Source organism: Burkholderia cepacia complex sp. TUM26381 (assembly GCF_057439935.1).
The window spans coordinates 3,350,906-3,373,876 of sequence record NZ_CM172007.1; the positions used below are offsets into that span (position 1 = coordinate 3,350,906).

Genomic DNA, 22,971 nt, shown 5'->3' on the forward strand with positions numbered 1-22,971 from the left:
CCGCCGCCCGCCGCCGCATTACGGCTTCTCGGCGCTCCCGCCTTCGCGGACCTTGCCCTGCGCGACGCTCGTGCCGGCCGGCACGCTGTGCGTGAGCCACACGTTGCCGCCGATCACCGAGCCGCGCCCGATCGTCACGCGGCCGAGAATCGTCGCACCCGCATAGATCACCACGTCGTCCTCGACGATCGGGTGCCGGGCATTGCCCTTCACCAGCGCGCCTTCGCCATCGGCCGGGAAACTCTTCGCGCCGAGCGTGACGGCCTGGTACACGCGCACGCGCTCGCCGATGATCGCGGTTTCGCCGATCACGACACCGGTGCCGTGGTCGATGAAGAAGCTCGGGCCGATCTGCGCGCCCGGGTGGATGTCGATGCCGGTGGCCGAGTGCGCGATTTCATTGATGAATCGCGCGAGCAGCGGCACGCCGAGCTGGTGCAGCGCATGCGCGAGCCGGTGGTGCATCATCGCGAGCACGCCGGGGTAGCACAACAGGATCTCGGTGATGTGCTGCGCGGCCGGATCGCCCGCGTACGCGGCCTGGATGTCGCTGACGAGCAGCGCGCGCACCGCCGGCAACTGCCGGCCGAATTCGCGCGCGATCTCGAACGCACGTTCGTCGAGCTCGGCGAACGGCGTATCGGCATGTTCGGGCAGAAACGGCAGCGCTCGGCGGATCTGCTCGGACAGGATGCGCAGCGTGCTTTCGAGCGTGTGGCCGACGTAGTAGTCGACGCTTTCGTCGGTCAGGTCCGGCGCGCCGTAATGCGTCGGAAACATCGACGCGCGCAGGCCGGTCACAATCTTGCAGATCGCATCGCGCGACGGCAGTTCGCGGATGCCGCGCGGATGGCGCGTGCGATGGAGTTCCTCGCGCGACTCGCGCAAGCCGGCAACGATTTCTTCGAGGTCCCACTGACGGACGGGTGATGTCGACATATGCCAATGCAGGCGACCGCGCTCGGTCGCACGGCCGCTAATAAAGTGACGGGTTCCACAAGATTACCGCGTTTTTTGTCCCGGAGCGGTACACCGGGGATCGGCCGGACGGCCGGCGCTGCGCGAGCGCGGCGGCGTCACATCGTGATGCTGCTCGCGTCGATCCATCGCACGGCCCAGTCGCGTGCGTGCGCGATTGCGTCGCCTTCGTCGTTGAACTGGAGCTCGATCGGGAAAAAACGGTTCGCAACGAGTTCCCCGTCGCTCGATCGGGAGATCACGACGTAGGGTTTGAACGAACCATCGCTGGCGCGCGCGGGCGCGCAGTTCAACAGATAACCGCGGTGCGTGAAGGCAGTAGTCGCTTGCATGAATCCGCCACCTCTAGTCCCTTGCTTTGTTGTTCACTACCCGTCTTTAAGGGTGCTGCGGCGCCCCGGCGCGGGCAGAGGCGGCGAGACTTCATCCCCTGTCGCCGCTTCGCAGGAAAAGAATCATACTCTGTAGAAAACGCGTCTTCTAGCTGAAATAAATCATGACAAATCAGTGCGCGTCGCGCGACCGCGGCGATCGCCCGCGCGCCTTTTCCCGTCGTGCCCGGAACGGGATTTGCTTCGATCCGGAGCGTTTCGCCGCCAGGAGAGCCGCGATGGAATCATCCGGTCAAACAGGTCGTGTACGTCCGCGCAGCATCGAGCTCGACAACGACGACACGCACGACAGCACGGTCGACACCGACGGCAAAAATCGCGAAGCGTCGCGCCTCGCCGGCGGCGGGCCGTTCTCGCCCGACCAGATCACGGGCAGCAACGCCTCGCTCGTCAACGCGATGCCGGAAGCCGGCGACGGCTTCGCCGGTTTCGACAGCCGCCCCGGCGGCAACCACCCGGCGTTCGCACTGCGCGCGGGCTACATGGTGGTCGAGAAAGGCTTCGACGCGCCATCGCCCGGCGATGCGTGGTTCGGCCCCGTTCACAGGATGTACGGCAGCACGTACTGGCCCGGCCACGGACGGCGGCCGGAACGCATCATCGAGCTGACGGCCGTGCCGAGCCAGCCGGGCGTTTGAATCGGTCGTTCGTTTGCGGAGCGGCACCGGTCGACGACCGATGCCGACGGGTCGGCGCGTGCGACCGACGCACGAGTGAACGATTTCACGCATCGGCGTCGACGGTTTCATGCATGCCGCACATCGTGCCGATGCCGTTGCGTTGATCGAAGTCATGTCGAAACGGCGCAGTTGCGATTGAATGGCGATGCGTGCGGTGCATCGATGTGCCGGTCGCGCACGGTCGATGCGCGTACCCACGCAACGCATCACGTCGCTGCGTGCATCTGCGCTCCGCCGCCGGCGCGAACAGCGGCATCGATCCAGCCACGCGCCACATCTCGCGCGGTGCAGCATGCGCCGCGCGCATGGCCGTTCGCCGCTGCAACAGACGCGATGCGACCACGCGACCCGACGGGCACCTCGCTGCAAAGTCCCCGCCGTTGGTTTACTCTGCCTCGCAGCATTGCGCATTGCCCAGCCTGATCGGCCATCCGGCCGACTTCGTTTCAACCCGCCACTCGGAGACACTATGTACAAGCGTATTCTGGTTGCCGTCGACGGCAGCGACACGTCCCGCCATGCGTTCGATGCCGCACTGGCGCTCGCGAAAGCGCACGGCGCCGAGCTGCAGCCGTTCTACGTCGTCGAGAACGCCGCGATCTACTACAACGTGCCCGGCTACGATCCGTCCGTGCTGCGCGATCAGCTCGTCGCACAGGGCAACGAACTCGCTCGGGATTTCTCGAAGCTGATGCAGGCAGCCGGCGTGAAGGGCGAAACGCGGCTGAACGAAGCGACGTCGCTCAACGATGTCTCGTCGCTGATCCTCGACGGCGCAACAGCGTTCGGCGCCGATCTGCTCGTGCTCGGCACGCACGGCCGCCGCGGGTTCCGCCGCCTCGTGCTCGGCAGCATCGCCGAACAATGCGTGCGGCACGCGACGCTGCCCGTGCTGTTGATTCCGGCGGCCGCGAACGTCGACGAACAGGCCGCCTGAACGCCATCCGGCAGGCGCCACCGGTCGCGACGTTTTGTCACCCGACAGCGGCAACTTGCGGTGGGACAATGATTCCGTCGATTCAACGCCGGAGTAAACGATCATGCTGACGCCCGTCGCCACACGTCCCGCCGCCACGCCTCATGCCGGTAGCTGGGCTCCTCGCCAGGCCGCGCACTGCTCGTCGTGCGCAATGCGGCACCTGTGCATGCCGCAGGGCCTGGCACCTGAAGCACTCAGTCGCCTCGAGTCGGTCATCTGCGCAGCGCGCCCCGTGAAGCGCGGTGAAGCGCTGTTCCGCGAAGGCGACGCATTCGACAACCTGTATGCCGTGCGCTCGGGTTCGCTGAAAACCGTCGCGACGCGCCATGACGGCCGCGAACAAGTCACGGGCCTGCATCTTGCCGGTGAAGCGCTCGGCCTCGACGGCATCTGCGACGATGCCCATCCGCGCACCGCGGTCGCGCTGGAAGACAGCTCCGTCTGCGTGATCCCGTACAGCGCGCTGAAGACCCTGTGCTCGGAAGCCGGCTCGATGCAGCTGCGCATGCACAAGCTGATGAGCGAACAGATCGTGCGCGAAACGTCGCAAACGATGCTGCTCGGTTCGCTGAATGCCGAAGAGCGCGTCGCCGCGTTCCTGCTCGACGTCTCGTCGCGTTACCTGAAGCGCGGGTACTCGCCGTCGGAATTCAACCTGCGGATGACGCGCGAAGACATCGGCAGCTATCTCGGCATGACGCTCGAAACGGTCAGCCGCACGCTGTCCAAGTTCCAGAAGCGCGGCCTGATCGAAATGCAGGGCCGCCACGTGCAGATCGTCGACTTCGACGGCCTGCATCAGGTCTGATCCTGCGCGGCGCGCGCGGTTCGCGCGCCGCCTGCATCGCATCCCGAATCAATCGAGAAACAGTGCGGCGCGCGTCTTCAGCGCCGCGCTGAAATCGTCGAGCCAGCCGATCGACAGACGCCAGCTCTGCCAGTAGAGATCGATGTCGATGGTCCGCCCGCGCGACATGTCCACGAGCTCACCCGCCGCCAGTTGGCGATCGACCATCCGGTCCGGGCACATCCCCCATCCCAACCCCGTTTCGCATGCGCGCAGATAGCCTGCGACGTGCGGTATCCAGTGCTGCGGCGGATCGAGATCCGCGCGCGTCACGCGCCGGATGAAACGCGCCTGCAGCCCGTCCTTCGGATTGAACATCACGCACGGCGCGCGGCGCAGCGCATCGCGCGTGATGCCCGCACCGAAATAGCGTTCGTAAAACGCCGGCGAGCACACCGCGCGATAGCGGATCCGCCCGAGCCGCTCCGACCGGCATCCCTGGATCGGCTCCGCCTGCGCGGTCACCGCGCCCTGCACGCTGCCGTCGCGAATGCGCGACGCCGTGTAATCCTGGTCGTCGATCACGAGGTCGAGCAATGTCTCGCGCTCCGTGCAAAACGGCCCGACCGCATCGATGAACCACGTCGCGACGCTGTCGTCGTTGACGGCCACGCGCAACGTCGGCCATGCACTCGCGATCTGGCCCGGCAGCGCCGGCATCCGGCCGCCCAGTTCGGCTTCCAGCAGTTGCACGCGCTCGGTGTGCCGGCACAGCAGCGCGCCCGACGTCGTCGCGACGCACGGCTGCCCGCGCTTGACGAGCACGCTGCCAACCCGTTCCTCCAGCAGCTTCACGCGCTGCGACACGGCCGACGGCGTGACATTCAGCTCCTTGGCCGCCCGCTCGAACGAACCGTGCCGGATCACGGCTGCGAGGGCATCGAGCAACGCGTAGTCGAGCATTAGATTTCCTTAATCTGCATTAGGTGATTTAGCTTCTCTTATCTTCATGCTGACCGCAGACTAGCGCTACCCGATTCATTCGTCTACTGCTTCTAACGCTGCCCATCATCATGAACTGGCTCGCTTTCTCCCACGGCGCCGCCCTGTGCGGATCGCTCATCGTCACCATCGGCGCACAGAATGCGTTCGTGCTCCGTCAGGGCATCATGCGCTCGCATGTCGGCAAGATCGTGCTGCTGTGCGCGGCGTCCGACATGATCCTGATCGGCGCGGGGGTCGGCGGCGCATCGGTACTCGTCGAGCGCTATCCGGCCTTCGTTCACGCGGTGCTGTATGTCGGCCTCGCCTATCTCGCGTGGTTCGGCATCAATGCGCTGCGCCGTGCGTTCAAGCCGGGCCACGAAACGCTCGACGTGCGCGGCGACGCGGTCGCGCCGCCGCCGCAGAGCGGGCTCTCGATCGTGCTGATGACCCTCGCGTTCACGTGGCTCAACCCGCACGTCTATCTCGACACGTTCCTGCTGATCGGCACGGCCGGCGCGCGCGAGCCGGAAGGCGCGCGGCTCGCGTTCGCGATCGGCGCGATGACGGTCAGCGTCGTATGGTTCCTCGGGCTCGGATACGGGGCGCGATTGCTGGCGCCGTGGTTCCGCAAGGCGATGGCGTGGCGCGTGCTGGATGGTGCGATCGGCAGCATGGTGCTGTTTCTCGCGGCGGTGCAGTTGCGGTAGGGAAAGGGGTGTCGCGGCAGATCCGGTCTGCCGCGACCTCAGGTCAACCGTTCGCGATAGCGAACGGCATCGCGCTCGGCATCAGGCCGTCGATGCCGCGTCAGGCAGCGCGCCGCCGGTCATCGCAGGCTGGTTGCTCGCGAGCTGAGGCTCGTTGGCCGCCATCGGATCCTTCTGTTTGGCCGGATCGGCCTTGGCCACCCGCGTGTCGGCATGCTCGGCCTTGTCACCTTCGTAGCGCCAGTACAGGTACTTCTGGGCGCGTTTGCCCATGAAGTACTGGCGGTTGACCGACCAGCGGCTCGATTCGGCAAAGCCGACGTGACCGTCATCCATCTGTTTCTTGAACCCGGCAATCGAGTCGTGCACGTAATGGTCGAAGAACCGGTCGAACGTCGCGCGTGCCGCGGGATCGATGCCGCCCAGCCAGTTGCCCTTGACCCGCGTGGCCGCATCGATGGCCTTGTGCTGCTCCGATACGTAGCTCGTGAAGTAGCCGCCGGCGTCCTCGCGGATGCTTTCGGCGTCGTCGTTCCATTCGCTGTCGGTAGTGGCCATGTACGAATTCACGCCGCCCGGCGGCTTCAGCCGACCGTCGTGCAGGCGCCGGCTGCGGCTGGCACGCCACTGGTAGTAGCGATTCATGTGCCAGATGATCTGGGGTTCGAGCCTGTCGCTATTCGGCGCCATGCCCGCGCGCTTCTCGTTGCCCTGGCCCATGTACATGTTCCAGGCTGCCTCCAGGTCCTTGGAAATCTCGAACAGTTGCCCCGCGCTCGCCATGACTTCTTGCGGCGAACGGAACGGCACGCCGGCCTTCCATCCCTCGATATAGAGGTTGTTCAACGCGACGTTGGCCAGCTCGTTGGTGCGCCCCTCCTGGTAATCGCGCTCGTACCCGCCGCCCACGTCCGAGTGCATGCCCGGGTAGTACACCTCGCGGCAGTTCCCCGGAACCATCTGGTCCTCGCGCACCGAATCGCCGGGGAATTTCTCCCGGACTTCCTGCGACGCCACATAGTGAACGCACTGCCGCACGTAGCCCGGAATGCGGATATCGTTCGCCCACTCTGCATGGCCGCCTTTGTCGAGACCACGCAACACGCCACCGGCAATCGTCCCGAAGAACGGCCCGAGGATCGGCTGAACGAGGGTCGGCGCCTTCTTTTCGAGGCGGCTGCCACCAAAGCCCGTCGACGACACCGTATCGAGAATTCCCAGGAAATAGACGACCAGTTCGGGACGATGCCCCTTCATGTTCTTCTTGTTCCACCAAAGCCGCCCACCGATATTCTCGGTGAGCTTCTGGGTCAGCATGCGGACGAAGGCACGTGCTTCCGTCGCGCCGCGCGAGAAGCCGAACACGGCCACATTGATCTGGCTCACGGCCGGCATGTGTCGGGTCACGTGCCGATCGAGTTCGTTCAGCATCCATTGGATGCGCAATTCGCCTTTTCGCGCAGCGGCCATACCGAGCGCGTTATCGAGCCCTTTACCGGTGTCACCCACTTTGCTGCACGGTGTACCAACGCCCTCCACGTAGTTGCGGGACGTACGAGGAAACACGTCGTCTTCAGCATGCGCAAACTGCCAGAGCTTGGCGATGTTGCTGTACTTGGTCCGGTTGACGTCCGTCGAACCGCCGCCGTCGGCATCGTAGTTGTTGCCGGTACCATCGAAAAACGCCGTGAACCAAACAGGCTTAGGACATTCCTTGCATTGCTCGATCAGCAGCGGATCGAGCGCTTCCCGCTGCTTGCTCCGGATGGCGTCCTCGGCAGGCGTGATATCGGTGATGCGTCGGATGATGGGGGGATTGCTCATGGCAGATAGGCTCCTGTTCCGGCAATGCGTCCGGCGTCAATTCCATTGCGCCGGCTTCTTGCGGCCGTAGAACGGATTCGGAATTTCCTTCACGCATGCGCGATCCGTCAGCTTGGGCTGGCCGTCCCGCCGGGAAAGCTCGACCTTGGTCGGCGCACGGCCCAGGCTGAAATCCATGTCCCCTTCGACTCGGCCGTCCGGAAAGAAATGCAGCAATACGTTACCGTCCTTGTCCTTGATGGGCGGGCGCGTGATCGTGATTTCGCCCTCGCACCACGCCATCCCGGGCTGGGTTTCGCGATGCGTGTATTCGTCGTAGTTCCGGGACGACGCTTCCATCGCGCGCTTGTCGACCACGCGCTCCCACCACACCTTGAACTTCTTTGGCGTTTTCCAGCGGAAATCCCATGCGAGACTCGGCCGCGACCCCTTGCCGCCGCTCCAGTAGCTCTGCGTCCGCGGCGTCGCCCGCGCACCGTCGACACTCGCGGCATCATCCAGGTTGCCCTGGCCCAGCGGCAGCAGGTAGACCCGGTAAATGTCGTAGTCCGAATAGTTGTACGAGCCGGCCTTGATGATCTCGTAGTTCGGATCGTTCCATTTGGCGGTCGCGCCGGTTCCGAGGCTTTCCGGGCCACTCTCGGCCTTGCTGCACCCTGCCGCAAAGAAAGCCAGAACCGACAGCAGCGTGATCCAGCGGTGTTTCGTTCTCGACATCGTTGTTCTCTCGTGACATCCATTTAGGTGCGCATGACGCCCGTACGACAAACCTGACTCGATCGAGCTCAGCGGCGATGCGCACGGCGTGCGACGACATTCGCGCCAGCCGTCATCCCGCTGCTTCCTGCATCCGCTGCCAGCCCTCCGCCGGCACCAGCGCCAGCGCGTCCGGAAACGCCTGCCCTTGCGCCACCGCGTCGAACACGGCGGCCATCGCCGGGTCCTCGTCGAAGCGCGCGCCGTACCGCAATGCCAGTTCGCAATAGATCAGCAGCGACACCGCGCTTTCGGCGCCGTGCGCCTGGCATCGTGCCAGTTGATCGCGCACGAAGCCGTAGTGCTGCGCGGCCGGCAACGACGCCAGCAGCGCGGGCTTTTCGGCACGCAGCCGCTCGAGCATCGTGTACGGATAGCAGGCGGCGAGCAGGCCGTCCTCCTGCGCCTGGGACAACTGCAGCGGAAATTCGGCGGCCTGCCTGGCGTGGGCGGGCACCGCGATTTCCGCCGTCCGGATCTGCAGCTCGGTATCCCGGTGAATCCAGTGCCGCACGCCCTGCGCCAGATACGCGCGATGCGCAGCGGGCAGCATGTCGAGCCAGAACGGCAACACGCGCGGATCGAAGAAGCGCATCAGCATCACGCTCTCCATCTGCTCGAGCTGGACATCCACCATCGGCGCAAGATGCGCGGCCAGTCGCTCGAGCGGCAACGGCGAAACGAGCAGGCTCGCCGCCGGCCACGGAATGCTGCGCGGTTCGATCGCGTCCGCGCCGTCGGCGAGGAGCGCCCATTCGAACAGCAACGGTCCGACCGCTCGTGCATCGTCGTCGGCGTTGTCGAGCAGCGACGCCGCGACAAACGCGGGCCACGACGCCTTTTCTTCGTCCGCCAGGGTCTCCAGCAATGCGCCGTCGATCAGTACGTAAGCGTGCAGCCCGTCCTGCGACGACAGTGCAGCCTGCAGCGCGTCGGCCGCCTGCGCGGCCATCAGGTCATTCGTCATTCGCTGCCTTGCCTCACGCCTTGGCCGCGAACGGCGATGCCATCGACGCCGCATTGACCATGCACGGCGCGCACGCCGTGCCCGGGAACGCCTGCGCGGGCACCGGCAGGCTGTCCGGCCCGATGAACGTATGCGATGCGGCATGCGCAGTCCATTCGCCCTTGGTCCCGTGGACGATGCCGCTGCCGTTCCAGCGCGTATAGCTGGTGCCGCCGTTGATCAGGACTTCTTCCTTTGCGGTGATGGTGATGCGGTTCGCATCGACCTTCACGTCCAGCTTGGCCAGCACGTTGACGCTGTCCTTCAGCGCCTGGATGTCGATGTCCGCGGCGGCTGCCACGAGCCGGATGCCTTTCTCGAACGCGGCGACGCGCACCGCCTCCTGCGCGCTGACCAGCATGCTCTTGCCCGCGCCGATGCTCGTATGGGCGCCGCTCGTCAACGCGACGTGCTGGTCGCTCGCGACGTGGGTCGACCCCGTCGTCGTGGTCAGGATGCCGGCCGGGCTGGCGAGCGCCAGGAACGGCTGCGCGAACTCCGGGAACTCGCCCTGCTGCGGATTCCCGCCGCTCCCCTTGAGGCCGTCGTTCTGCGTCCTGAGCGCCTGATGGACGGCATCCTGGTCGCCGGACTCCTGCGCCTTCACGTCATGCGCGGAACCCGACAGCGATTCATGCAGATCGTGCGCCTTGTCGAGGCGCGCGACGGTCTCGCCGAGGTCCGTCGCATGAGCGCGCGCCTCGAAGCGCGCTTCGCTCGTCACCAGCAAACCCTTGGCCGCGCGTACCGCACCGTGCGCGTCGGTCCGCAACTCGAAACCGCGCGCGCGCTGATCGGTGCGCCCTTGCGTCTGGTCGATGCGGACGTTATGTCCCAGCGTCAGTTCGCTCGCGTCGGTATCGCTGCGCAGCTTCAACTGGAGCTGCTGCGGCGTGTCGTCGAGCAGCACGTGATTCGACCGGCCGCCCGCCGCATTGCCGCCGTCACCGGACAACTCGCGGCTGCGCAACCCCGTCAGCACCTGCTGGTCGGGAAGCGCCCACGGCGGCATCCGTTCCGCGTTGTACGTGGTGCCCGACACGACGGGCCGGTCGGGATTGCCGTCGAGGCACATCACCAGCACCTCGCTACCCACGCGCGGATGGGCAATCATGCCCTTCTCGCCACCGGCCCAGCCGGCGGCCACGCGAATCCGCGCGCTGAGCTGTGCCGCGCGATCCCAGTGGTACACGATGCAGACCCGGCCGTACTCGTCGACATCGACGCTGCCGGCGCCCTTCGCGCCCGCGACGGTCGCGGTTTGCGGCGCCAGCACGCGCACGGGTTCGCTGTTGAACCCGCGGCCCGGGCGCCACGGCGTATGCCGGAGGCCCGCGACGAAGCGGTTGCGGTACTCGGGCTTGCCGTCGGCCTGCAGGTAATTGTTCGCCGCTTCGTGCCGGGCTTCGAGAATCAGGTAGCGGTGATCCTCCGGGCTGCCCGACGACACGCTGAAGTGATCGGACAGCTGGAACCAGCGCCCGGGCAGGATGCCGTGATGGTTGCCGGCTGCGTCGAAACGCGATGCCGCCGCCTCGATCTCTTCCATCCGCACGCGCGTCAGCGCATCGCCGGCGCGCGCGTCCTTCACGAAACCGTAGTGCCCCACGTATTCATGGTGCTCGACCTGCGGCGCGACGCCCGGCGGGTGAAGCGTCGGAATCTGCGCATGGGCGGCATGCGGCGCCTTGAAGTCGAACGCCGTCGCGCTGTAACTGCCCGCGGACAGCGACCGCACCGCGGACCATTGCGAAATGGCGTCCGCGGCCATCGGGCCGTCGTGCGTCTGGAAGCGGATCTCCGGCGAACGGCCGTCGATGGCCGGGCACTGCACGGTGCTGTCGTCACCGACGATCAGCTTCAGGCCCTTCTCGTCGTGCTCCCACCAGTACAGGAACCCGACGGCTTCCAGATGGCGAACGATGTAGTTCCAGTCGCTTTCGCCGAGCCCTCCGCCCTGGACGTTCATGGTGCGCGCGGGATCGTCGCCTCGCACGCGCCAGTCCCAGGACGGTGCGAGCCCCTGGTAATCGGCGAGCAGCGTGCCGATCTGCTGCTGAAGCGACTGCCCGAGGAACAGGCGGTTGTTCACGCGGGTCCGCAGGAAGTGGCTCCACGGGCGCAGCACCGCGCGATATTCCGCGATCGAGTCGTCGTTGCGGACGAGCGAAAACTCCGTGCAATAGCCGGTGAAATAGCGAAGACCGCCGTCGGGGCGCACCATCGACACCGCGAGCAGCTTGCCCAGCATGTCGGCCAGCGTGACGCCCGCTTCGCCGGACAGCAGCGTCAGCTCGAACGTGAAGTCGATCCCGAGCCCCTCGTGCGCGACGAGCCGCTCGGCAACCAGCCGCGCCGGACGTTGCCGGCCATACGAGTCGGTAACCGAGGGGGCGTCGTCGTGAGGGAAAGACAGCGCAAGCAGGCGCTTGTCTTGCAGAAAAAACGGGGTTCGAATGAGTGCCGCAAGGTCAGCCATGACCGCCTCAGAATGATTATTCGTTCGTATGGCAGCGGCCTGTTGCCGCTCTTAATTTTGGGATGAAAGGATATCGTAGACAATCCACCGCGACAACATTGGCGTCCTGCGTCGTTTCCCTAGTTCCGCACGGAAAATCGGTAATAAATACAGCATCTTGCGTGCGCCGGCTGCGACGCTCGAACGGATATCGGCGCCATGATGACGTCACCTTGTCCGGCATCCCGGCGCACGATCGCGAAACACGCCGGTTGGCACGCCCGTGACGGAACCTCGCCACGCGCTTTGCCGTCTCAACGCGACCGGCTTCACCTCCCGCAGTCCCATCCCTTCACCCGCAGCTATCGGAGCAGAACATGGCACACCGCACCCTCGGCACGTCGACTATCCAGGTTTCGCCGCTCGCATTCGGCGGCAACGTCTTCGGCTGGACCGTCGACGAGCACGCATCGTTCGCACTGCTCGACGCGCTCGCCGACACCGGCATCAACTTCATCGACACGGCCGACGTCTATTCGGCCTGGGTACCCGGCAACAGCGGCGGCGAATCGGAAACGATCATCGGCAAGTGGCTCAAGCGTTCCGGCAAGCGCGAGCAGGTCGTGATCGCGACCAAGGTCGGCCTGCTGGCCGCGCGCGCCGGGCTGTCGAAGGGCAACGTCCTGAAGGCCGTCGACGATTCGCTGCGCCGCCTGCAGACCGACTACATCGACCTGTATTTCTCGCACCGCGACCTCGCCGACACGGCCCCGCTCGAAGAAACGCTCGGCGCGTACCAGGCGCTGATCGACGCGGGCAAGGTGCGCATCATCGGCGCATCGAACTACAGCGGCGCGCGCCTGCGCGAAGCCGCCGCCATCAGCCAGCGCGACGGGTTGCCCGCGTACCAGGTCATCCAGCCCGAATACAACCTGATCGACCGTGCCGACTACGAACGCGATCTCGAGCCGGTCGTGCGCGACCTGAAGCTCGGCGTCGTGAACTACTACGCGCTCGCGAGCGGCTTCCTGTCGGGCAAGTACCGCAGCGAGGCCGACCTGAAGAAGAGCGTGCGCGGCGATCGCGTCGCCGGCTATCTCAACGAACGCGGGCTGCGCATCCTCGCGGCGCTCGATGCCGTGTCGGAGAAGCACCGCACGCAACCGGCCGCGATCGCGCTCGCGTGGCAGATCGCGCGGCCGACGATCACCGCGCCGATCGCCAGCGCGACGTCGCTCGCGCAGCTCGAACTGCTCGGCGAAGCGATCCGCGTTCAGCTCGATCAGGACGATATCCGCCAGATCGACGAGGCGAGCGCGACCTGAGGTCCGCGACGGCGGCGGGCCGGCCGGTGGAGCCGCGCAATCCGCGCGGTTTCACGACCGGCCTGTGTCCTGAGTGCTTCGGTTTCGCCGCGCGCGCGAAGGCGGAAGTTCGCGGAATGACGGATGGATACAATGGCGAGCCTCCTTCGCGCCCGAACCCGTCCCACGCACACAAACCGTCGATGATCCGAATCACGCGCCGCGCCCGATTCTCCCGCCCGTTCGCCGCAGCGATTGCCGCACTGCTCGCCTGCGCGCCGGCCGTGTCCTTTGCAGGCTGGTACGAAATCGCGAATTACACCGGCACGATCGGCAATGCACCCGTCCACGTATCGCTGCAGACCTACGACGCAATCAACCACAACGACGCAGGCCGCTGGCGCGTCGACGGCAGCTATTACTACGACGCGCATCGCAAACCGATCCCGTTGCGGGGCCACCGCGAGCCCGACGGCCGCATGACGCTGTGCGAAGCGTCATCACCCGCATCGAACGCCGACTCGCCGGTCGTGCCGGCCGCATCGCCAGCGCGGCCGAAGCCCTGCCCGATCGCGCTGACGGTCGCCGGAAAAACGGCAACCGGCACCTGGGACGACGGCCGCAACACGCTCCCGATCACGCTGAACGAAGTCGGGCGACTGAACGACAACGACCAGGATCACCCGCAGCTCGACGGCACCGTCGAGATCCCGATGTGGTATCGCACGAAGACGCACATGCTGGTCGGCGCCTATGCGCTGTCCGACAAGTGCGGCGTGGCGATGCAATCGCTGCGGGCCGTGAACATCGCGACGGGCCGCATCGACCGCACGATCGCACTCGGCTGCGATGCGGGGATGGTGATGACGTCGATCTACGCGAACGTCGCCGACGCGCGGCGGGCCGGCTACGTGAGCGTCGAGTTCCGTGACAGCAAGATGGGCTACGAGCAGGACGTGTCGCTCGGGCTGCCGTCGTCTTCATCGAAGTAACCCGGCACGGCCTAGCCCAAAATCGCACACGTGTTTTGACTCGCACGGCCGCTTCCTTTGACTCTGCCGGACATCGATCGCGCAACCGCCCGCAGCGCCCCGCTGCAAGCGCGTCACGCGCTTGCCCCGGGTCTTTCACGGATTGACCGCGCCATTCGGCGTGCCCGAGACTGCGCCGCTCAGGCGGTCATTGGGAGAACGTCATGCCGGACACCAGCACGGAGATCGCCACGGTCTCGACGCGCGCCGTACGCGGCGCCGAGCGCGTCGACTTCTGGGTCGACCATGTCGCGCGCACGCTCGTGCGGATCGAATGCAGCGGAAAGTCGTCCGAAGGCATCGACGCGTCGATGCGCAAGCGCGATCTCGGGCTGTTCGGCGCATGCGACATCGTCGCGAACCGGCACGCGGTCGTGCGCACGCCGCACAACATCCACGCAGACCAGCGCGACGCGGTGTTCATCTGCCTGATGCACGAAGGGCGGGGTTACACGTTCCAGGACGTCGACTGCATGCAGCACGGGCCCGGCGACCTCGTGCTGTACGACACGTCGATGCCGTACGGTCACGGCTTTCCCGCGGACATGGCGATGACCGTGCTCGACGTGCCGCGCGACGTGTTCGAAGCGCGTGTGGGGCCGTGGCGCTACCGCAGCCTCGTCAAGATCGATCGCGACGACGGTGTGACGTCGTGGGCCGTGCGGCAGGTGTACGCGCTGCTCGCCGCGCCGCAGGAGCCCGCGCCCGACGCACGCGAACGGCGCGCCGCCGCGATCCTCGATCTCGTGCAGTCGATGCTGCGGCTGCGCGACGGCGACGCATCGCCGACGAAGTCGACCGTCCACACGCTGTCGCGCGCAAAGGCGTTCATCGACAGCCATCTCGCCGACGACGAACTCGACAGCCGGTCGGTCAGCCGCGCGATCAACCTGTCGCCACGCCAGCTTGCGCGCGTGTTCGAGATCGAAGGGATGCCGCTCACGCGCTACATCCTCGCGCGGCGGCTCGAACGCTGCCGCGCCGACCTGCGCGACCGGTCGCTGAAGCACCTGACGGTCAGCGAAATCGCGTTCCGCTGGGGCTTCAACAACAGCGCGCACTTCAGCCGCAGCTATCGCGCACGTTTCGGCGAGACGCCGAGCGACACGCGCGCACCCGCCGACGCGCGCTAGCGCGCGTGCGCGCCGCCCCCCGCCGCCATGTCCGGACGAGGCAAGCACGGCGTCCGTCCCGGTCAAATGGGGCCGCAACCCGCTCGCTAAGCTGGCTTCCTGCGCGGCGGCACTCGTTCCGCCGCCGGACAGCAAGGAGAAGAAGCGGGATGGAGACGTACGACCACATCGTCGTCGGCGGCGGTTCGGCCGGCTGCACGGTTGTGCACCGGCTGGTGAAGGCCGGCCGGCGCGTGTTGCTGCTCGAGGACGGCCCGAAGGACGACAGCCTGTTCATCCGGATTCCGGCGACCTTCATCCGTGTGCTCGGCACGCAGCGCACGGTCACGTTCGAGAGCGAGCCGCAACCTGGCGCGGCGGGACGCAAGACCTACGTGCCGCAGGGCCGCACGCTCGGCGGCGGCAGCTCGGTCAACGCGATGCTGTACGTGCGCGGCACGCGCGAGGACTATGACGACTGGGCCGCACTCGGCTGCACGGGCTGGGGCTGGGACGACGTGCTGCCGGTGTTCAAGCGGGCCGAATCGCACCTGCGGCTGTCCGAGCCGTTTCATGGCACCGACGGGCCGTTGAAGGTTGGCGACACGCGCTTCCGGCACCCGCTGAGCCTCGCGTTCGTGAAGGCTGCGCAGGAAACCGGCATCGCGTACAACGACGACTTCAACGGCGCCGCGCAGCACGGCGTCGGCTTCTATCACACGACGATCTTCGACGGGCAGCGCGGCAGCACGGCAGCCACCTATCTGGCCGACGCGATCGCCCATCCGAACCTGCGTGTGCTGACCGGCTGCCGCGTGACGCGCATCCGGTTCGACGGCCGGCGCGCGACCGGCGTCGAATGGCGCACCGAAAGCGGCGCGACGGGGTCGGCCGCGGCGCGCGCCGATGTCGTGCTCGCGGCCGGCGCGCTGAGCACGCCGAAGCTGCTGATGCTGTCGGGCATCGGGCCCGGCGCGCACCTGGGCGCGCACGGCATCGACGTGCTGCATGACAGCCGCGACGTCGGCGCGAACTATCAAGACCACCTCGAGGTATCGATCTACGGCCGCAGTCAAGCGCCGGTCAGCCTGCTGGGCGAGGATCGCGGGTTGAAGGCATGGCGACACGGGCTGCAATGGATGCTGTGCCGCACGGGCCTGCTGACGTCGAACGTCGTCGAATCGGGCGCGTTCGTCGATACGACGGGCAACGGCCGCCCGGACATCCAGTTCCACGTGCTGCCGACGCTCGTCGGTGACGTCGACCGCGAACCGCTGCCCGGCCACGGCCTGTCGATCAACCCGTGCCTGCTCAGGCCGCGTTCACGCGGCTCCGTGCAACTGCGCGGCAACGATCCGGCCGCGCCGATCCTGTTCGACAGCGGCGCGCTGTCCGATCCGGCCGATGTCGACGGCCTCGTGCGCGGCGTCGCGCTCGCGCGGCAGATCATCCGCGCGCCGTCGCTCGCGCGCATCGTTCGCGAAGCCGAGACGCTGACCGATGCGGCGCTTGCCGACTACGTGCGGCGTCGTGCGAAAACCGTCTATCACCCGGCCGGCACCTGCCGCATGGGCAACGATGCGGACGCCGTCGTCACGCCGCGCCTCAAGGTGCAGGGCGTCGACGGATTGCGGATCTGCGATGCGTCGGTGATGCCGCGCATCGTGTCCGGCAACACCAACGCGCCGACGATCATGATCGCGGAGCGCTGTGCCGAGTTCATGCTGGCGGAGTGACGCGGCGGGCGCGTTACTGCCGTACGCGCGACGAAAACAAAAGCGGCGCGTGACTCACGCGCCGCCGAACCTTCGGAAACCGGCTATCAGCCCCCACCCGCCCGCGCCGCATCGCGCAGCGCCATCGGCGACGCGCCGTAGCGCTCGCGAATCGCGCGGCTGAAGTGCGCCTGGCTCGAAAACCCCCAGCGAAACGCGATCTCTCCGACGCTCGTCTTGCGCAGCCGTGCATCGGTCAGCTCGCGATGGGCGTGCGACAGCCGCTCCGACCAGATGTGCTGCGTGATCGACTCGCCCTCCGCCGCGAAGAGACGGCCCAGGTGCCGCAGCGACAGCCCGACCGCATCGGCGACGGCCTGCGGCCCGAGCTCCGGCTCGCCGAGGTGCGTTGCGATGTACTGCTTCGCGGTCAGCAGGTACGACAGCGACGCGCGCGTCGCACCCGCACCGTTCACTTCCGTGTCGATGAGTTCCGCGATCAGCGTGCGCGTGTGCTCGGCGAAGCGCGCGGCATCGCGCTCGACGGGCGCCTTCATGAACCGCTCGACGCTCGCACGCAACGTCGCGCCGAGCATCGCGCCCGCGCCCGGTTTCGGTGCGATCCGCAGCGGCAGCGCAGCCAGCTCGGCATCGAGCCGGTCGTCGAACGACGTGACCGGAATGTCGATCAGCAGCTGCCGCATCGGCGTCAGGAATCCGAACAGATAAGGCACGCGCGTGTCGTAGACGACGACATCGCCGGCTTCCGCGAGCAGGCACCGGTCACGCTGGATGAAATACGCGCGCCCGCTGAGGATCTGGCACGCGAACAGCGATTCCTTCGGCAACTGGCGCACCAACGCGGGGCTGCGCTCGATCACGTGGTCCCGGCCGCTGATGTCGGCAATGCCGAGGCCCGGCAGCGCGATGTCGGTCTTCTCGACCTCGAGCCCGGCCGGCGACAGCGACGAGCAGCGCAGCCCGACCAGCGTCGCCGCATTGAATGCATCCCAGTACGCCATCCTGTCGCGCGCCGGCACGTCGGCCGTCGAGCCTCGCGTGCATGAAAAAACGGTCGAATTCGTCACGTCGCCTCCTGCGGGCGCCTGTCGTGCGGAGCGGCACGGATTGGGGGATGGTTCGTCTGGATTTTGGTGCGATGCAATGTCCGGCGCGGTCAAGCAATTCGTCCAGCCCAGTCAAGAGTGGCGCGCACCGGCTGGCTAAAGTCGAGCCCACGACAACTCATGCAAGGAGACAAACCGTGGTCGACAAAGCCGTATCCGAATTCTGGCAAAACATCCCGGCGATTGCCAATCCGTTCAAGCCCGATGCGCTGCCCGAAGCCTACATCCCGAACGCGGCCACCGACGACGAGCGCTATTACGTTCCGTTCACCGAAACGGTTTCGTCGCGGCCGCTGTGGATCTCGCCGTCGCAGAACAAATGGTGCGACATCCTGATGGCGAAGGAAGCCGGGCTCGTGAACCGTCACTATCACCCGCACGAGGTGTTCGCGTACACGCTGTCGGGGAAATGGGGCTACCTGGAGCACGAATGGACCGCGACGCGCGGCGATTTCGTGTACGAGACGCCGGGCGAAGGCCACACGCTGGTCGCGTTCGATCATCCGGAGCCGATGCGCGCGTTCTTCATCGTCACCGGGCCGCTGATCTGGCTCGACGAGGAAGGCAACCCCGACGGCTACTTCGACGTGCACTCGTACATCGCGATGTGCAAGGCGCACTACGAGAAGGTCGGCCTCGGCGCGCAAGCGATCGAGAAGCTGTTCCGCTGACGCACGGCGAGGCTCCCCATGACATCCCCAACCTCCTCCAGATCGGCCTGGACGTACGAGAACAGGCTGTTGCTGATCCTGTTCATGACGTTCGGCTTCGTGTTCTTCGACCGCCTCGCGCTGTCGTTCCTGTTCCCGTTCATGTCGGCCGAGCTGCACCTGACGAACACGCAGCTCGGCATGGTGTCGTCCGCGCTCGCGCTCACGTGGGCGCTGTCGGGCGCCGCGACCGGCGCGTGGTCCGACGCGCGCGGCACGCGCAAGCCGCTGCTGATCGCGGCCGTGTTCGGCTTTTCCGTGTGCTCGGCGCTGTCGGGGCTCGTCGGCGGCTTCGCAAGCCTGATCGCGTTTCGCGCACTGATGGGCATCGCCGAAGGCCCCGTGCTGCCGCTGTCGCAGTCGCTGATGGTCGAAAGCTCGACGCCGAGCCGCCGCGGGCTGAACATGGGCCTGCTGCAGGGCTCGGCCGCCGGCCTGCTCGGCGCGATGATCGGCCCGCCGGTCGTGATCGGCATCGCGACCGCGTATGGTTGGCGCGAAGCGTTCTACGTGTCGTGCATTCCAGGCTTCCTGATCGCGTTCTGCATCTGGCGCTGGGTGCGCGAAGTGCCGCCCGACGGCGTGCGGCGTGCGCAGGCCGAAAGCGCCGGCGCGCCGGCCGCGAGCGGCGCGGCCATCAACCGCTGGGCGCTGCTGAAGGAACGCAACATCCTGCTCTGCGTGCTGATCAGCTGCTTCTTCCTCACGTGGTTCGTCGTGATCATCTCGTTCGCGCCCGTCTTCCTCGTGGAAAGCCGCCATCTGTCGCCGTCCGACATGGGCGTCGTGATGACCTGTCTCGGCGCCGCATGGGTGTTCTGGGGCTTCGCGGTACCGGCGATCTCCGACCGGATCGGCCGCAAGCCGACGATGATCGTGTTCGCGCTGATTGCGGCCGTGTGCCCGGTCGTGCTGATCCATGTCGGCTCGGTCTGGGCGCTCGGCGCGCTCGTGTTCGTCACGTACACGGGCCTCGGCTGCTTCACGTTGTTCATGGCGACGATCCCGGCCGAGACGGTGCCGCCGCGCGCGATTGCGAGCGCGCTCGGGTTGATCATGGGCGCGGGCGAGCTGATCGGCGGCTTCGTCGCGCCGACCGTCGCCGGCTTCGCGGCCGACAAGTACGGCCTGCAGTTCGCGATGTGGACGTCGGCTACCGGCGCGATCCTCGCGTGCGTGCTGTCGTTCGGCCTCGTCGAAACCGCGCCGGCCGTGCTGCGCAAGCGCGCGCTCGCCGGCGCTGCCGCCGGCCGCCTCGATACGCAAAACCTCGGAGGACGCTGACATGCGCGCACTTCAATGGCATGGCCCGCGCGACGTCCGTCTCGTGGAAATCGACACGCCGCGCGTCGGCCCCGGCGACGTCCGCATCGCGGTCGCGTATTGCGGCATCTGCGGCAGCGACCTGCACGAATATGCGGACGGCCCGCATGCGATTCCGGTCGATGCGCCGCACCCGCTGTCGCAACGCACCGCGCCGCTGACGCTCGGCCACGAGTTCTGCGGCACCGTCGTCGAAGTCGGCGCAGGCGTGACGGCGCTGCGCGCGGGCGACCGCGTCGCGGTCGAGCCCGAGTACCGCTGCAGCCAGTGCGCGTACTGCCGCGCGGGGTCGTACAACCTGTGTGTGTCGATGGGCTTCGCCGGGCTGATGGGCGACGGCGGGATGGCCGACTTCGCGGTCGTGCCGGCCTACATGCTGCATCGCCTGCCCGACGGCGTGAGCCTCGAGCAGGCCGCGGTGATGGAGCCGGCCGCCGTTGCGCTGCATGCGCTGCGGCGCGGCGAACTGCGGCTCGGCGAGACCTGCGCGGTGTTCGGGCTCGGGCCGATCGGCCTGCTGCTGATCATGCTCGCGAAGCTGCAGGGCGCGACGACGATCGTGGCCGTCGACGTATCGCCCGAACGGCTCGCGGCGGCGACGCGCGTCGGTGCGACGCAGGCATTCGATGCGCGTGCATTCAGCGCGCTCGCGCTGCAGGACGCGATCCGCTCGGCCACGGGCGGGCTCGGCGTCGATACGAGTTTCGAAGCGGCCGGGTTGCCGGCCACGTTCGAATCGGCCATGCAGGCGCTGCGCAAGGGCGGCCGTCTCGTGATGGTCGGCCTGATGCCGCATGCGGGCTTCGACGCGTTCCGTGCGGTCAACGACGAGCTGACCTTCACCGCGAGCGTCGGCTACCGGCATGCGTATGAAGACCTGCTGCGCATTGTCGCGTCGGGCGCGCTCGACCTCACGTCGATCGTCACGCGCACCGTGTCGCTCGAAGACGCCGTCGCCGACGGCTTCGACGCGCTGCTCGCCGACCGCGCACAGATCAAGATCCTCGTTTCACCCGCGCAACGGCCGGCCCGTCGCGCACACACCGTCGGGAGTGTCGAGCATGAGTCGTCAGTGGGCGTTTGAAGGGCAGTCCGTCGTCGTGACGGGCGGCACGTCGGGCATCGGCGCGCGTACCGCACTGCGGTTCGCGCAGGCGGGCGCGTCGGTCGTCGCACTCGGGCTCGACGCGGCCGGCCCGCATGCGCCCGTGCATGCCGGCATCCGCTGCGTGGCGCTCGACGTGACCGACAACGACGCGCTGACACGCACGATCGCCGCGCTGCCGCGGCTCGACGTGCTCGTCAACGGCGTCGGCATCAGCCGGCACGCGGACGAATACCGGATGGATCAGTTCGAGCTTGTGCTGAACGTGAACCTGACGTCGGTGATGCGCGCGTCCGATGCCGCACGGCCCGCGCTGTCGGCGAACGGCGGCAGCATCGTCAATATCGCGTCGATGTACACGTACTTCGGCAGCAAGGACCGGCCCGCGTACAGCGCCAGCAAGGGCGGCATCGCGCAGCTCACGCGCTCGCTCGCGCAGGCGTGGGCCGATCGCGGCATCCGCGTGAACGCGGTCGCGCCCGGCTGGATCGACACGCCGCTCAGCAGCGGCCTGATGGCCGACACGCAGGCGTCGCGCCGCATCCTCGAGCGCACGCCGCTCGGGCGCTGGGGCACGGCCGACGAGGTCGCGGAAGCGATCCTGTTCCTGTGCTCGCCCGGCGCATCGTTCGTGACCGGCGCGGTCCTGCCGGTGGACGGCGGGTATTCGACGGTCTAGCGCAGGGCGCGCGCTGGCATCGGCGGCCGACGAGACCTGCCGATGCCCGTTGCGCGCCGCGGCGTCCTTCGGCTGCCGCTGAATCGGGATTCACCCGCTTCATCTTTCTTCATATCAATCAGTAGTCCAATTAAAAATATCCGATCCGATCGGAAACATGTGAGGAGCACTTTGGAGATGACGAAAAAGACCTTTCTGGCACTCGCGGCCTGCACGATTCCGGCTGCGGCGTTTGCACAGAGCAGCGTGACGATGTTCGGGCTGATGGATGCCGGCATCAGCTATGTCAGCAACCAAAGCGGCCACGGCGCCGCGAAATTCGACGACAACATCTTCTTTCCGAACCTGCTCGGCTTCGAAGGCAAGGAGGATCTCGGCGCGGGCACGCGTGCGATTTTCCGGCTCGTGAACCAGTATTCGCTGGGCAACGGCTCGATCATCGGCGGCGGGCTGTTCGCGCGCACGGCCTACGTCGTGCTGCAGAACGACCGGTACGGCACGCTGACACTCGGCAACCAGTACGAATTCATGGTCGATTCGCTGGCCGCCAGCGGCAACGAGATCGCACAGGATCTCGTCGGCCTGTACGGTTTTCGCAACGGGCCGTTCGACAAGCTCGCGCTGCCGAACAACCCGACCGGCGCATTCGACTGGGACCGTGTCGCGGGCAGCAATCGCGTCGCGAATTCGGTCAAGTACACGAGCCCGTCGCTGTCGGGCCTGACCGTCGGCGCGCTGTACGGCTTCGGCAACGTCGCCGGGTCGGTCGGCGCGAACAACACCGTCAGCGTCGGTGCGAGCTACGACAACGGCCCGTTCGGCGCGGGCGCGGCCTATACGAACCAGAAGTACGGCGCGGCCGGCGGGCTGCCGCCCACCAGCGTGCGCAACTGGGGCGCGGGCGTGCATTACACGATCGGCACGGTCACGGGGAAGGCGCTCTTCACGACCGTGCACAACGCACAGAACGGCGCGGGCGCGTGGTCGGCCGAAGCCGGTGCCGCATGGCACCCGTCGCCCGGATGGGTCGTCGGCGCGAGCTACACGTACATGAAGGGCAACGACACGCTCGACAACGCGCACGCGCATCAATTCCTGGCCGCCGTCCAGTACTGGCTGTCGAAGCGCACGATGGTGTACGTAGCGGGCGTGCATCAGCGCACCGGCCACGGCAGCAACGCGCAGATCAACGGCGTGATGGATGCGAACGGTGCATCGAGCGGTGCGCTGCAGTCGATTGCGCGAATCGGGTTCAGTACGCGGTTCTGATGGAAAAAAGCGCCGGCCGCGATATCGCGGCCGACGCCGGCG

The 22,971-nt window shown here is 67.0% G+C and carries 22 protein-coding genes; 13 read left to right on the forward strand and 9 right to left on the reverse strand.

Going from position 1 to position 22,971, the window contains the following annotated elements; all coding sequences use genetic code 11:
* Positions 1-18: 18 nt before the first annotated feature.
* On the reverse strand, positions 19-939 hold the full coding sequence (gene epsC / locus ACWMMN_RS31885; protein WP_059238182.1) for a serine O-acetyltransferase EpsC: 921 nt from the start codon (positions 937-939) through the stop codon (positions 19-21).
* 137 nt (positions 940-1,076) lie between these two features.
* Positions 1,077-1,310, reverse strand: coding sequence for a hypothetical protein (locus ACWMMN_RS31890; RefSeq protein ID WP_059238184.1), 234 nt, complete (start codon positions 1,308-1,310; stop codon positions 1,077-1,079).
* Between the two features lie 278 nt (positions 1,311-1,588).
* Between ACWMMN_RS31890 and ACWMMN_RS31895 the strand changes: the two genes are divergently transcribed.
* Positions 1,589-2,008, forward strand: coding sequence for a DUF3005 domain-containing protein (locus ACWMMN_RS31895; RefSeq protein WP_342705548.1), 420 nt, complete (start codon positions 1,589-1,591; stop codon positions 2,006-2,008).
* An 85-nt stretch (positions 2,009-2,093) separates the two neighbouring features.
* Here ACWMMN_RS31895 and ACWMMN_RS31900 read toward each other — a convergent pair whose 3' ends face one another.
* Positions 2,094-2,357 (reverse strand): hypothetical protein, encoded by a 264-nt coding sequence (locus tag ACWMMN_RS31900; RefSeq protein WP_059238188.1) that lies wholly within the window; start codon positions 2,355-2,357, stop codon positions 2,094-2,096.
* 162 nt (positions 2,358-2,519) lie between these two features.
* On the opposite strand from ACWMMN_RS31900, the gene ACWMMN_RS31905 reads away from it, so the two are divergent.
* Together ACWMMN_RS31905 and fnr are read left to right on the forward strand one after the other, a co-directional pair.
* The gene (locus ACWMMN_RS31905) at positions 2,520-2,987 is read left to right on the forward strand and encodes a universal stress protein (RefSeq protein WP_059238189.1); all 468 of its coding nucleotides are present in this window, start codon (positions 2,520-2,522) and stop codon (positions 2,985-2,987) included.
* Positions 2,988-3,090: 103 nt separating this feature from the next.
* Positions 3,091-3,837, forward strand: a complete 747-nt coding sequence (gene fnr / locus ACWMMN_RS31910) for a fumarate/nitrate reduction transcriptional regulator Fnr (RefSeq protein WP_059238191.1) — start codon at positions 3,091-3,093, stop codon at positions 3,835-3,837.
* Between the two features lie 48 nt (positions 3,838-3,885).
* On the opposite strand, the gene ACWMMN_RS31915 is transcribed toward fnr, so the two are convergent.
* On the reverse strand, positions 3,886-4,779 hold the full coding sequence (locus ACWMMN_RS31915; RefSeq protein WP_059238193.1) for a LysR family transcriptional regulator ArgP: 894 nt from the start codon (positions 4,777-4,779) through the stop codon (positions 3,886-3,888).
* A gap of 110 nt (positions 4,780-4,889) precedes the next feature.
* On the opposite strand from ACWMMN_RS31915, the gene ACWMMN_RS31920 reads away from it, so the two are divergent.
* Entirely contained in the window at positions 4,890-5,510 is a 621-nt protein-coding gene (locus ACWMMN_RS31920) for a LysE/ArgO family amino acid transporter (protein WP_059238194.1), read from the forward strand.
* An 81-nt stretch (positions 5,511-5,591) separates the two neighbouring features.
* On the opposite strand, the gene ACWMMN_RS31925 is transcribed toward ACWMMN_RS31920, so the two are convergent.
* The 4 genes from ACWMMN_RS31925 to ACWMMN_RS31940 all read right to left on the reverse strand — a co-directional run bounded on the left by ACWMMN_RS31925 (position 5,592) and on the right by ACWMMN_RS31940 (position 11,575).
* Positions 5,592-7,334 carry a T6SS phospholipase effector Tle1-like catalytic domain-containing protein gene (locus ACWMMN_RS31925; RefSeq protein ID WP_256086998.1) on the reverse strand — a complete coding sequence of 581 codons (1,743 nt, stop codon included), beginning with the start codon at positions 7,332-7,334 and terminating at the stop codon, positions 5,592-5,594.
* 36 nt (positions 7,335-7,370) lie between these two features.
* Complete coding sequence (locus tag ACWMMN_RS31930; RefSeq protein ID WP_059238199.1) at positions 7,371-8,051, reverse strand: DUF3304 domain-containing protein; 681 nt, start codon at positions 8,049-8,051, stop codon at positions 7,371-7,373.
* Positions 8,052-8,163: 112 nt separating this feature from the next.
* Complete coding sequence (locus tag ACWMMN_RS31935) at positions 8,164-9,057, reverse strand: DUF4123 domain-containing protein (protein ID WP_059238201.1); 894 nt, start codon at positions 9,055-9,057, stop codon at positions 8,164-8,166.
* A gap of 13 nt (positions 9,058-9,070) precedes the next feature.
* Complete coding sequence (locus ACWMMN_RS31940) at positions 9,071-11,575, reverse strand: type VI secretion system Vgr family protein (RefSeq protein WP_342705546.1); 2,505 nt, start codon at positions 11,573-11,575, stop codon at positions 9,071-9,073.
* Positions 11,576-11,931: 356 nt separating this feature from the next.
* Here ACWMMN_RS31940 and ACWMMN_RS31945 point away from each other — a divergent pair, with 356 nt between their 5' ends.
* From ACWMMN_RS31945 to ACWMMN_RS31960, 4 genes are all read left to right on the forward strand, one after another.
* Positions 11,932-12,879 (forward strand): aldo/keto reductase, encoded by a 948-nt coding sequence (locus ACWMMN_RS31945; RefSeq protein ID WP_174991746.1) that lies wholly within the window; start codon positions 11,932-11,934, stop codon positions 12,877-12,879.
* Between the two features lie 182 nt (positions 12,880-13,061).
* On the forward strand, positions 13,062-13,850 hold the full coding sequence (locus ACWMMN_RS31950; RefSeq protein ID WP_059238207.1) for a hypothetical protein: 789 nt from the start codon (positions 13,062-13,064) through the stop codon (positions 13,848-13,850).
* 203 nt (positions 13,851-14,053) lie between these two features.
* On the forward strand, positions 14,054-15,022 hold the full coding sequence (locus ACWMMN_RS31955; RefSeq protein ID WP_059238209.1) for a helix-turn-helix domain-containing protein: 969 nt from the start codon (positions 14,054-14,056) through the stop codon (positions 15,020-15,022).
* Between the two features lie 149 nt (positions 15,023-15,171).
* Positions 15,172-16,737 carry a GMC family oxidoreductase gene (locus ACWMMN_RS31960; RefSeq protein WP_486423657.1) on the forward strand — a complete coding sequence of 522 codons (1,566 nt, stop codon included), beginning with the start codon at positions 15,172-15,174 and terminating at the stop codon, positions 16,735-16,737.
* A gap of 86 nt (positions 16,738-16,823) precedes the next feature.
* Here ACWMMN_RS31960 and ACWMMN_RS31965 read toward each other — a convergent pair whose 3' ends face one another.
* Positions 16,824-17,804 carry a helix-turn-helix domain-containing protein gene (locus ACWMMN_RS31965; RefSeq protein WP_059238217.1) on the reverse strand — a complete coding sequence of 327 codons (981 nt, stop codon included), beginning with the start codon at positions 17,802-17,804 and terminating at the stop codon, positions 16,824-16,826.
* Between the two features lie 176 nt (positions 17,805-17,980).
* On the opposite strand from ACWMMN_RS31965, the gene ACWMMN_RS31970 reads away from it, so the two are divergent.
* The 5 genes from ACWMMN_RS31970 (at position 17,981) to ACWMMN_RS31990 (ending at position 22,929) form a co-directional block, all read left to right on the forward strand.
* Positions 17,981-18,514 carry a 2,4'-dihydroxyacetophenone dioxygenase family protein gene (locus tag ACWMMN_RS31970; protein ID WP_174991743.1) on the forward strand — a complete coding sequence of 178 codons (534 nt, stop codon included), beginning with the start codon at positions 17,981-17,983 and terminating at the stop codon, positions 18,512-18,514.
* Positions 18,515-18,532: 18 nt separating this feature from the next.
* Positions 18,533-19,837, forward strand: a complete 1,305-nt coding sequence (locus ACWMMN_RS31975) for an MFS transporter (protein WP_486423658.1) — start codon at positions 18,533-18,535, stop codon at positions 19,835-19,837.
* A gap of 1 nt (position 19,838) precedes the next feature.
* A complete protein-coding gene (locus ACWMMN_RS31980) occupies positions 19,839-20,960 on the forward strand; it encodes a 2,3-butanediol dehydrogenase (protein ID WP_486423659.1) in 1,122 nt (373 codons plus the stop codon).
* The gene (locus tag ACWMMN_RS31985; protein ID WP_256087003.1) at positions 20,938-21,660 is read left to right on the forward strand and encodes an SDR family NAD(P)-dependent oxidoreductase; all 723 of its coding nucleotides are present in this window, start codon (positions 20,938-20,940) and stop codon (positions 21,658-21,660) included. Before ACWMMN_RS31980 ends, ACWMMN_RS31985 begins: the two co-directional genes overlap by 23 nt.
* Before the next feature lie 177 nt (positions 21,661-21,837).
* Positions 21,838-22,929 (forward strand): porin, encoded by a 1,092-nt coding sequence (locus ACWMMN_RS31990; RefSeq protein ID WP_486423660.1) that lies wholly within the window; start codon positions 21,838-21,840, stop codon positions 22,927-22,929.
* The last annotated feature ends 42 nt before the right edge of the window (positions 22,930-22,971 follow it).

Bases quoted from the DNA above. Each gene is read 5' to 3' on its own strand.
- ACWMMN_RS31915 (WP_059238193.1), bottom strand. From the start codon at position 4,779: ATGCTCGACTACGCGTTGCTCGATGCCCTCGCAGCCGTGATCCGGCAC.
- ACWMMN_RS31975 (WP_486423658.1), top strand. From the start codon at position 18,533: ATGACATCCCCAACCTCCTCCAGATCGGCCTGGACGTACGAGAACAGG.
- ACWMMN_RS31945 (WP_174991746.1), top strand. From the start codon at position 11,932: ATGGCACACCGCACCCTCGGCACGTCGACTATCCAGGTTTCGCCGCTC.
- ACWMMN_RS31905 (WP_059238189.1), top strand. From the start codon at position 2,520: ATGTACAAGCGTATTCTGGTTGCCGTCGACGGCAGCGACACGTCCCGC.
- ACWMMN_RS31890 (WP_059238184.1), bottom strand. From the start codon at position 1,310: ATGCAAGCGACTACTGCCTTCACGCACCGCGGTTATCTGTTGAACTGC.
- ACWMMN_RS31985 (WP_256087003.1), top strand. From the start codon at position 20,938: ATGAGTCGTCAGTGGGCGTTTGAAGGGCAGTCCGTCGTCGTGACGGGC.
- epsC (WP_059238182.1), bottom strand. From the start codon at position 939: ATGTCGACATCACCCGTCCGTCAGTGGGACCTCGAAGAAATCGTTGCC.
- ACWMMN_RS31925 (WP_256086998.1), bottom strand. From the start codon at position 7,334: ATGAGCAATCCCCCCATCATCCGACGCATCACCGATATCACGCCTGCC.
- fnr (WP_059238191.1), top strand. From the start codon at position 3,091: ATGCTGACGCCCGTCGCCACACGTCCCGCCGCCACGCCTCATGCCGGT.
- ACWMMN_RS31940 (WP_342705546.1), bottom strand. From the start codon at position 11,575: ATGGCTGACCTTGCGGCACTCATTCGAACCCCGTTTTTTCTGCAAGAC.
- ACWMMN_RS31980 (WP_486423659.1), top strand. From the start codon at position 19,839: ATGCGCGCACTTCAATGGCATGGCCCGCGCGACGTCCGTCTCGTGGAA.
- ACWMMN_RS31930 (WP_059238199.1), bottom strand. From the start codon at position 8,051: ATGTCGAGAACGAAACACCGCTGGATCACGCTGCTGTCGGTTCTGGCT.
- ACWMMN_RS31895 (WP_342705548.1), top strand. From the start codon at position 1,589: ATGGAATCATCCGGTCAAACAGGTCGTGTACGTCCGCGCAGCATCGAG.
- ACWMMN_RS31935 (WP_059238201.1), bottom strand. From the start codon at position 9,057: ATGACGAATGACCTGATGGCCGCGCAGGCGGCCGACGCGCTGCAGGCT.
- ACWMMN_RS31900 (WP_059238188.1), bottom strand. From the start codon at position 2,357: ATGCGCGCGGCGCATGCTGCACCGCGCGAGATGTGGCGCGTGGCTGGA.
- ACWMMN_RS31920 (WP_059238194.1), top strand. From the start codon at position 4,890: ATGAACTGGCTCGCTTTCTCCCACGGCGCCGCCCTGTGCGGATCGCTC.
- ACWMMN_RS31950 (WP_059238207.1), top strand. From the start codon at position 13,062: ATGATCCGAATCACGCGCCGCGCCCGATTCTCCCGCCCGTTCGCCGCA.
- ACWMMN_RS31960 (WP_486423657.1), top strand. From the start codon at position 15,172: ATGGAGACGTACGACCACATCGTCGTCGGCGGCGGTTCGGCCGGCTGC.
- ACWMMN_RS31990 (WP_486423660.1), top strand. From the start codon at position 21,838: ATGACGAAAAAGACCTTTCTGGCACTCGCGGCCTGCACGATTCCGGCT.
- ACWMMN_RS31955 (WP_059238209.1), top strand. From the start codon at position 14,054: ATGCCGGACACCAGCACGGAGATCGCCACGGTCTCGACGCGCGCCGTA.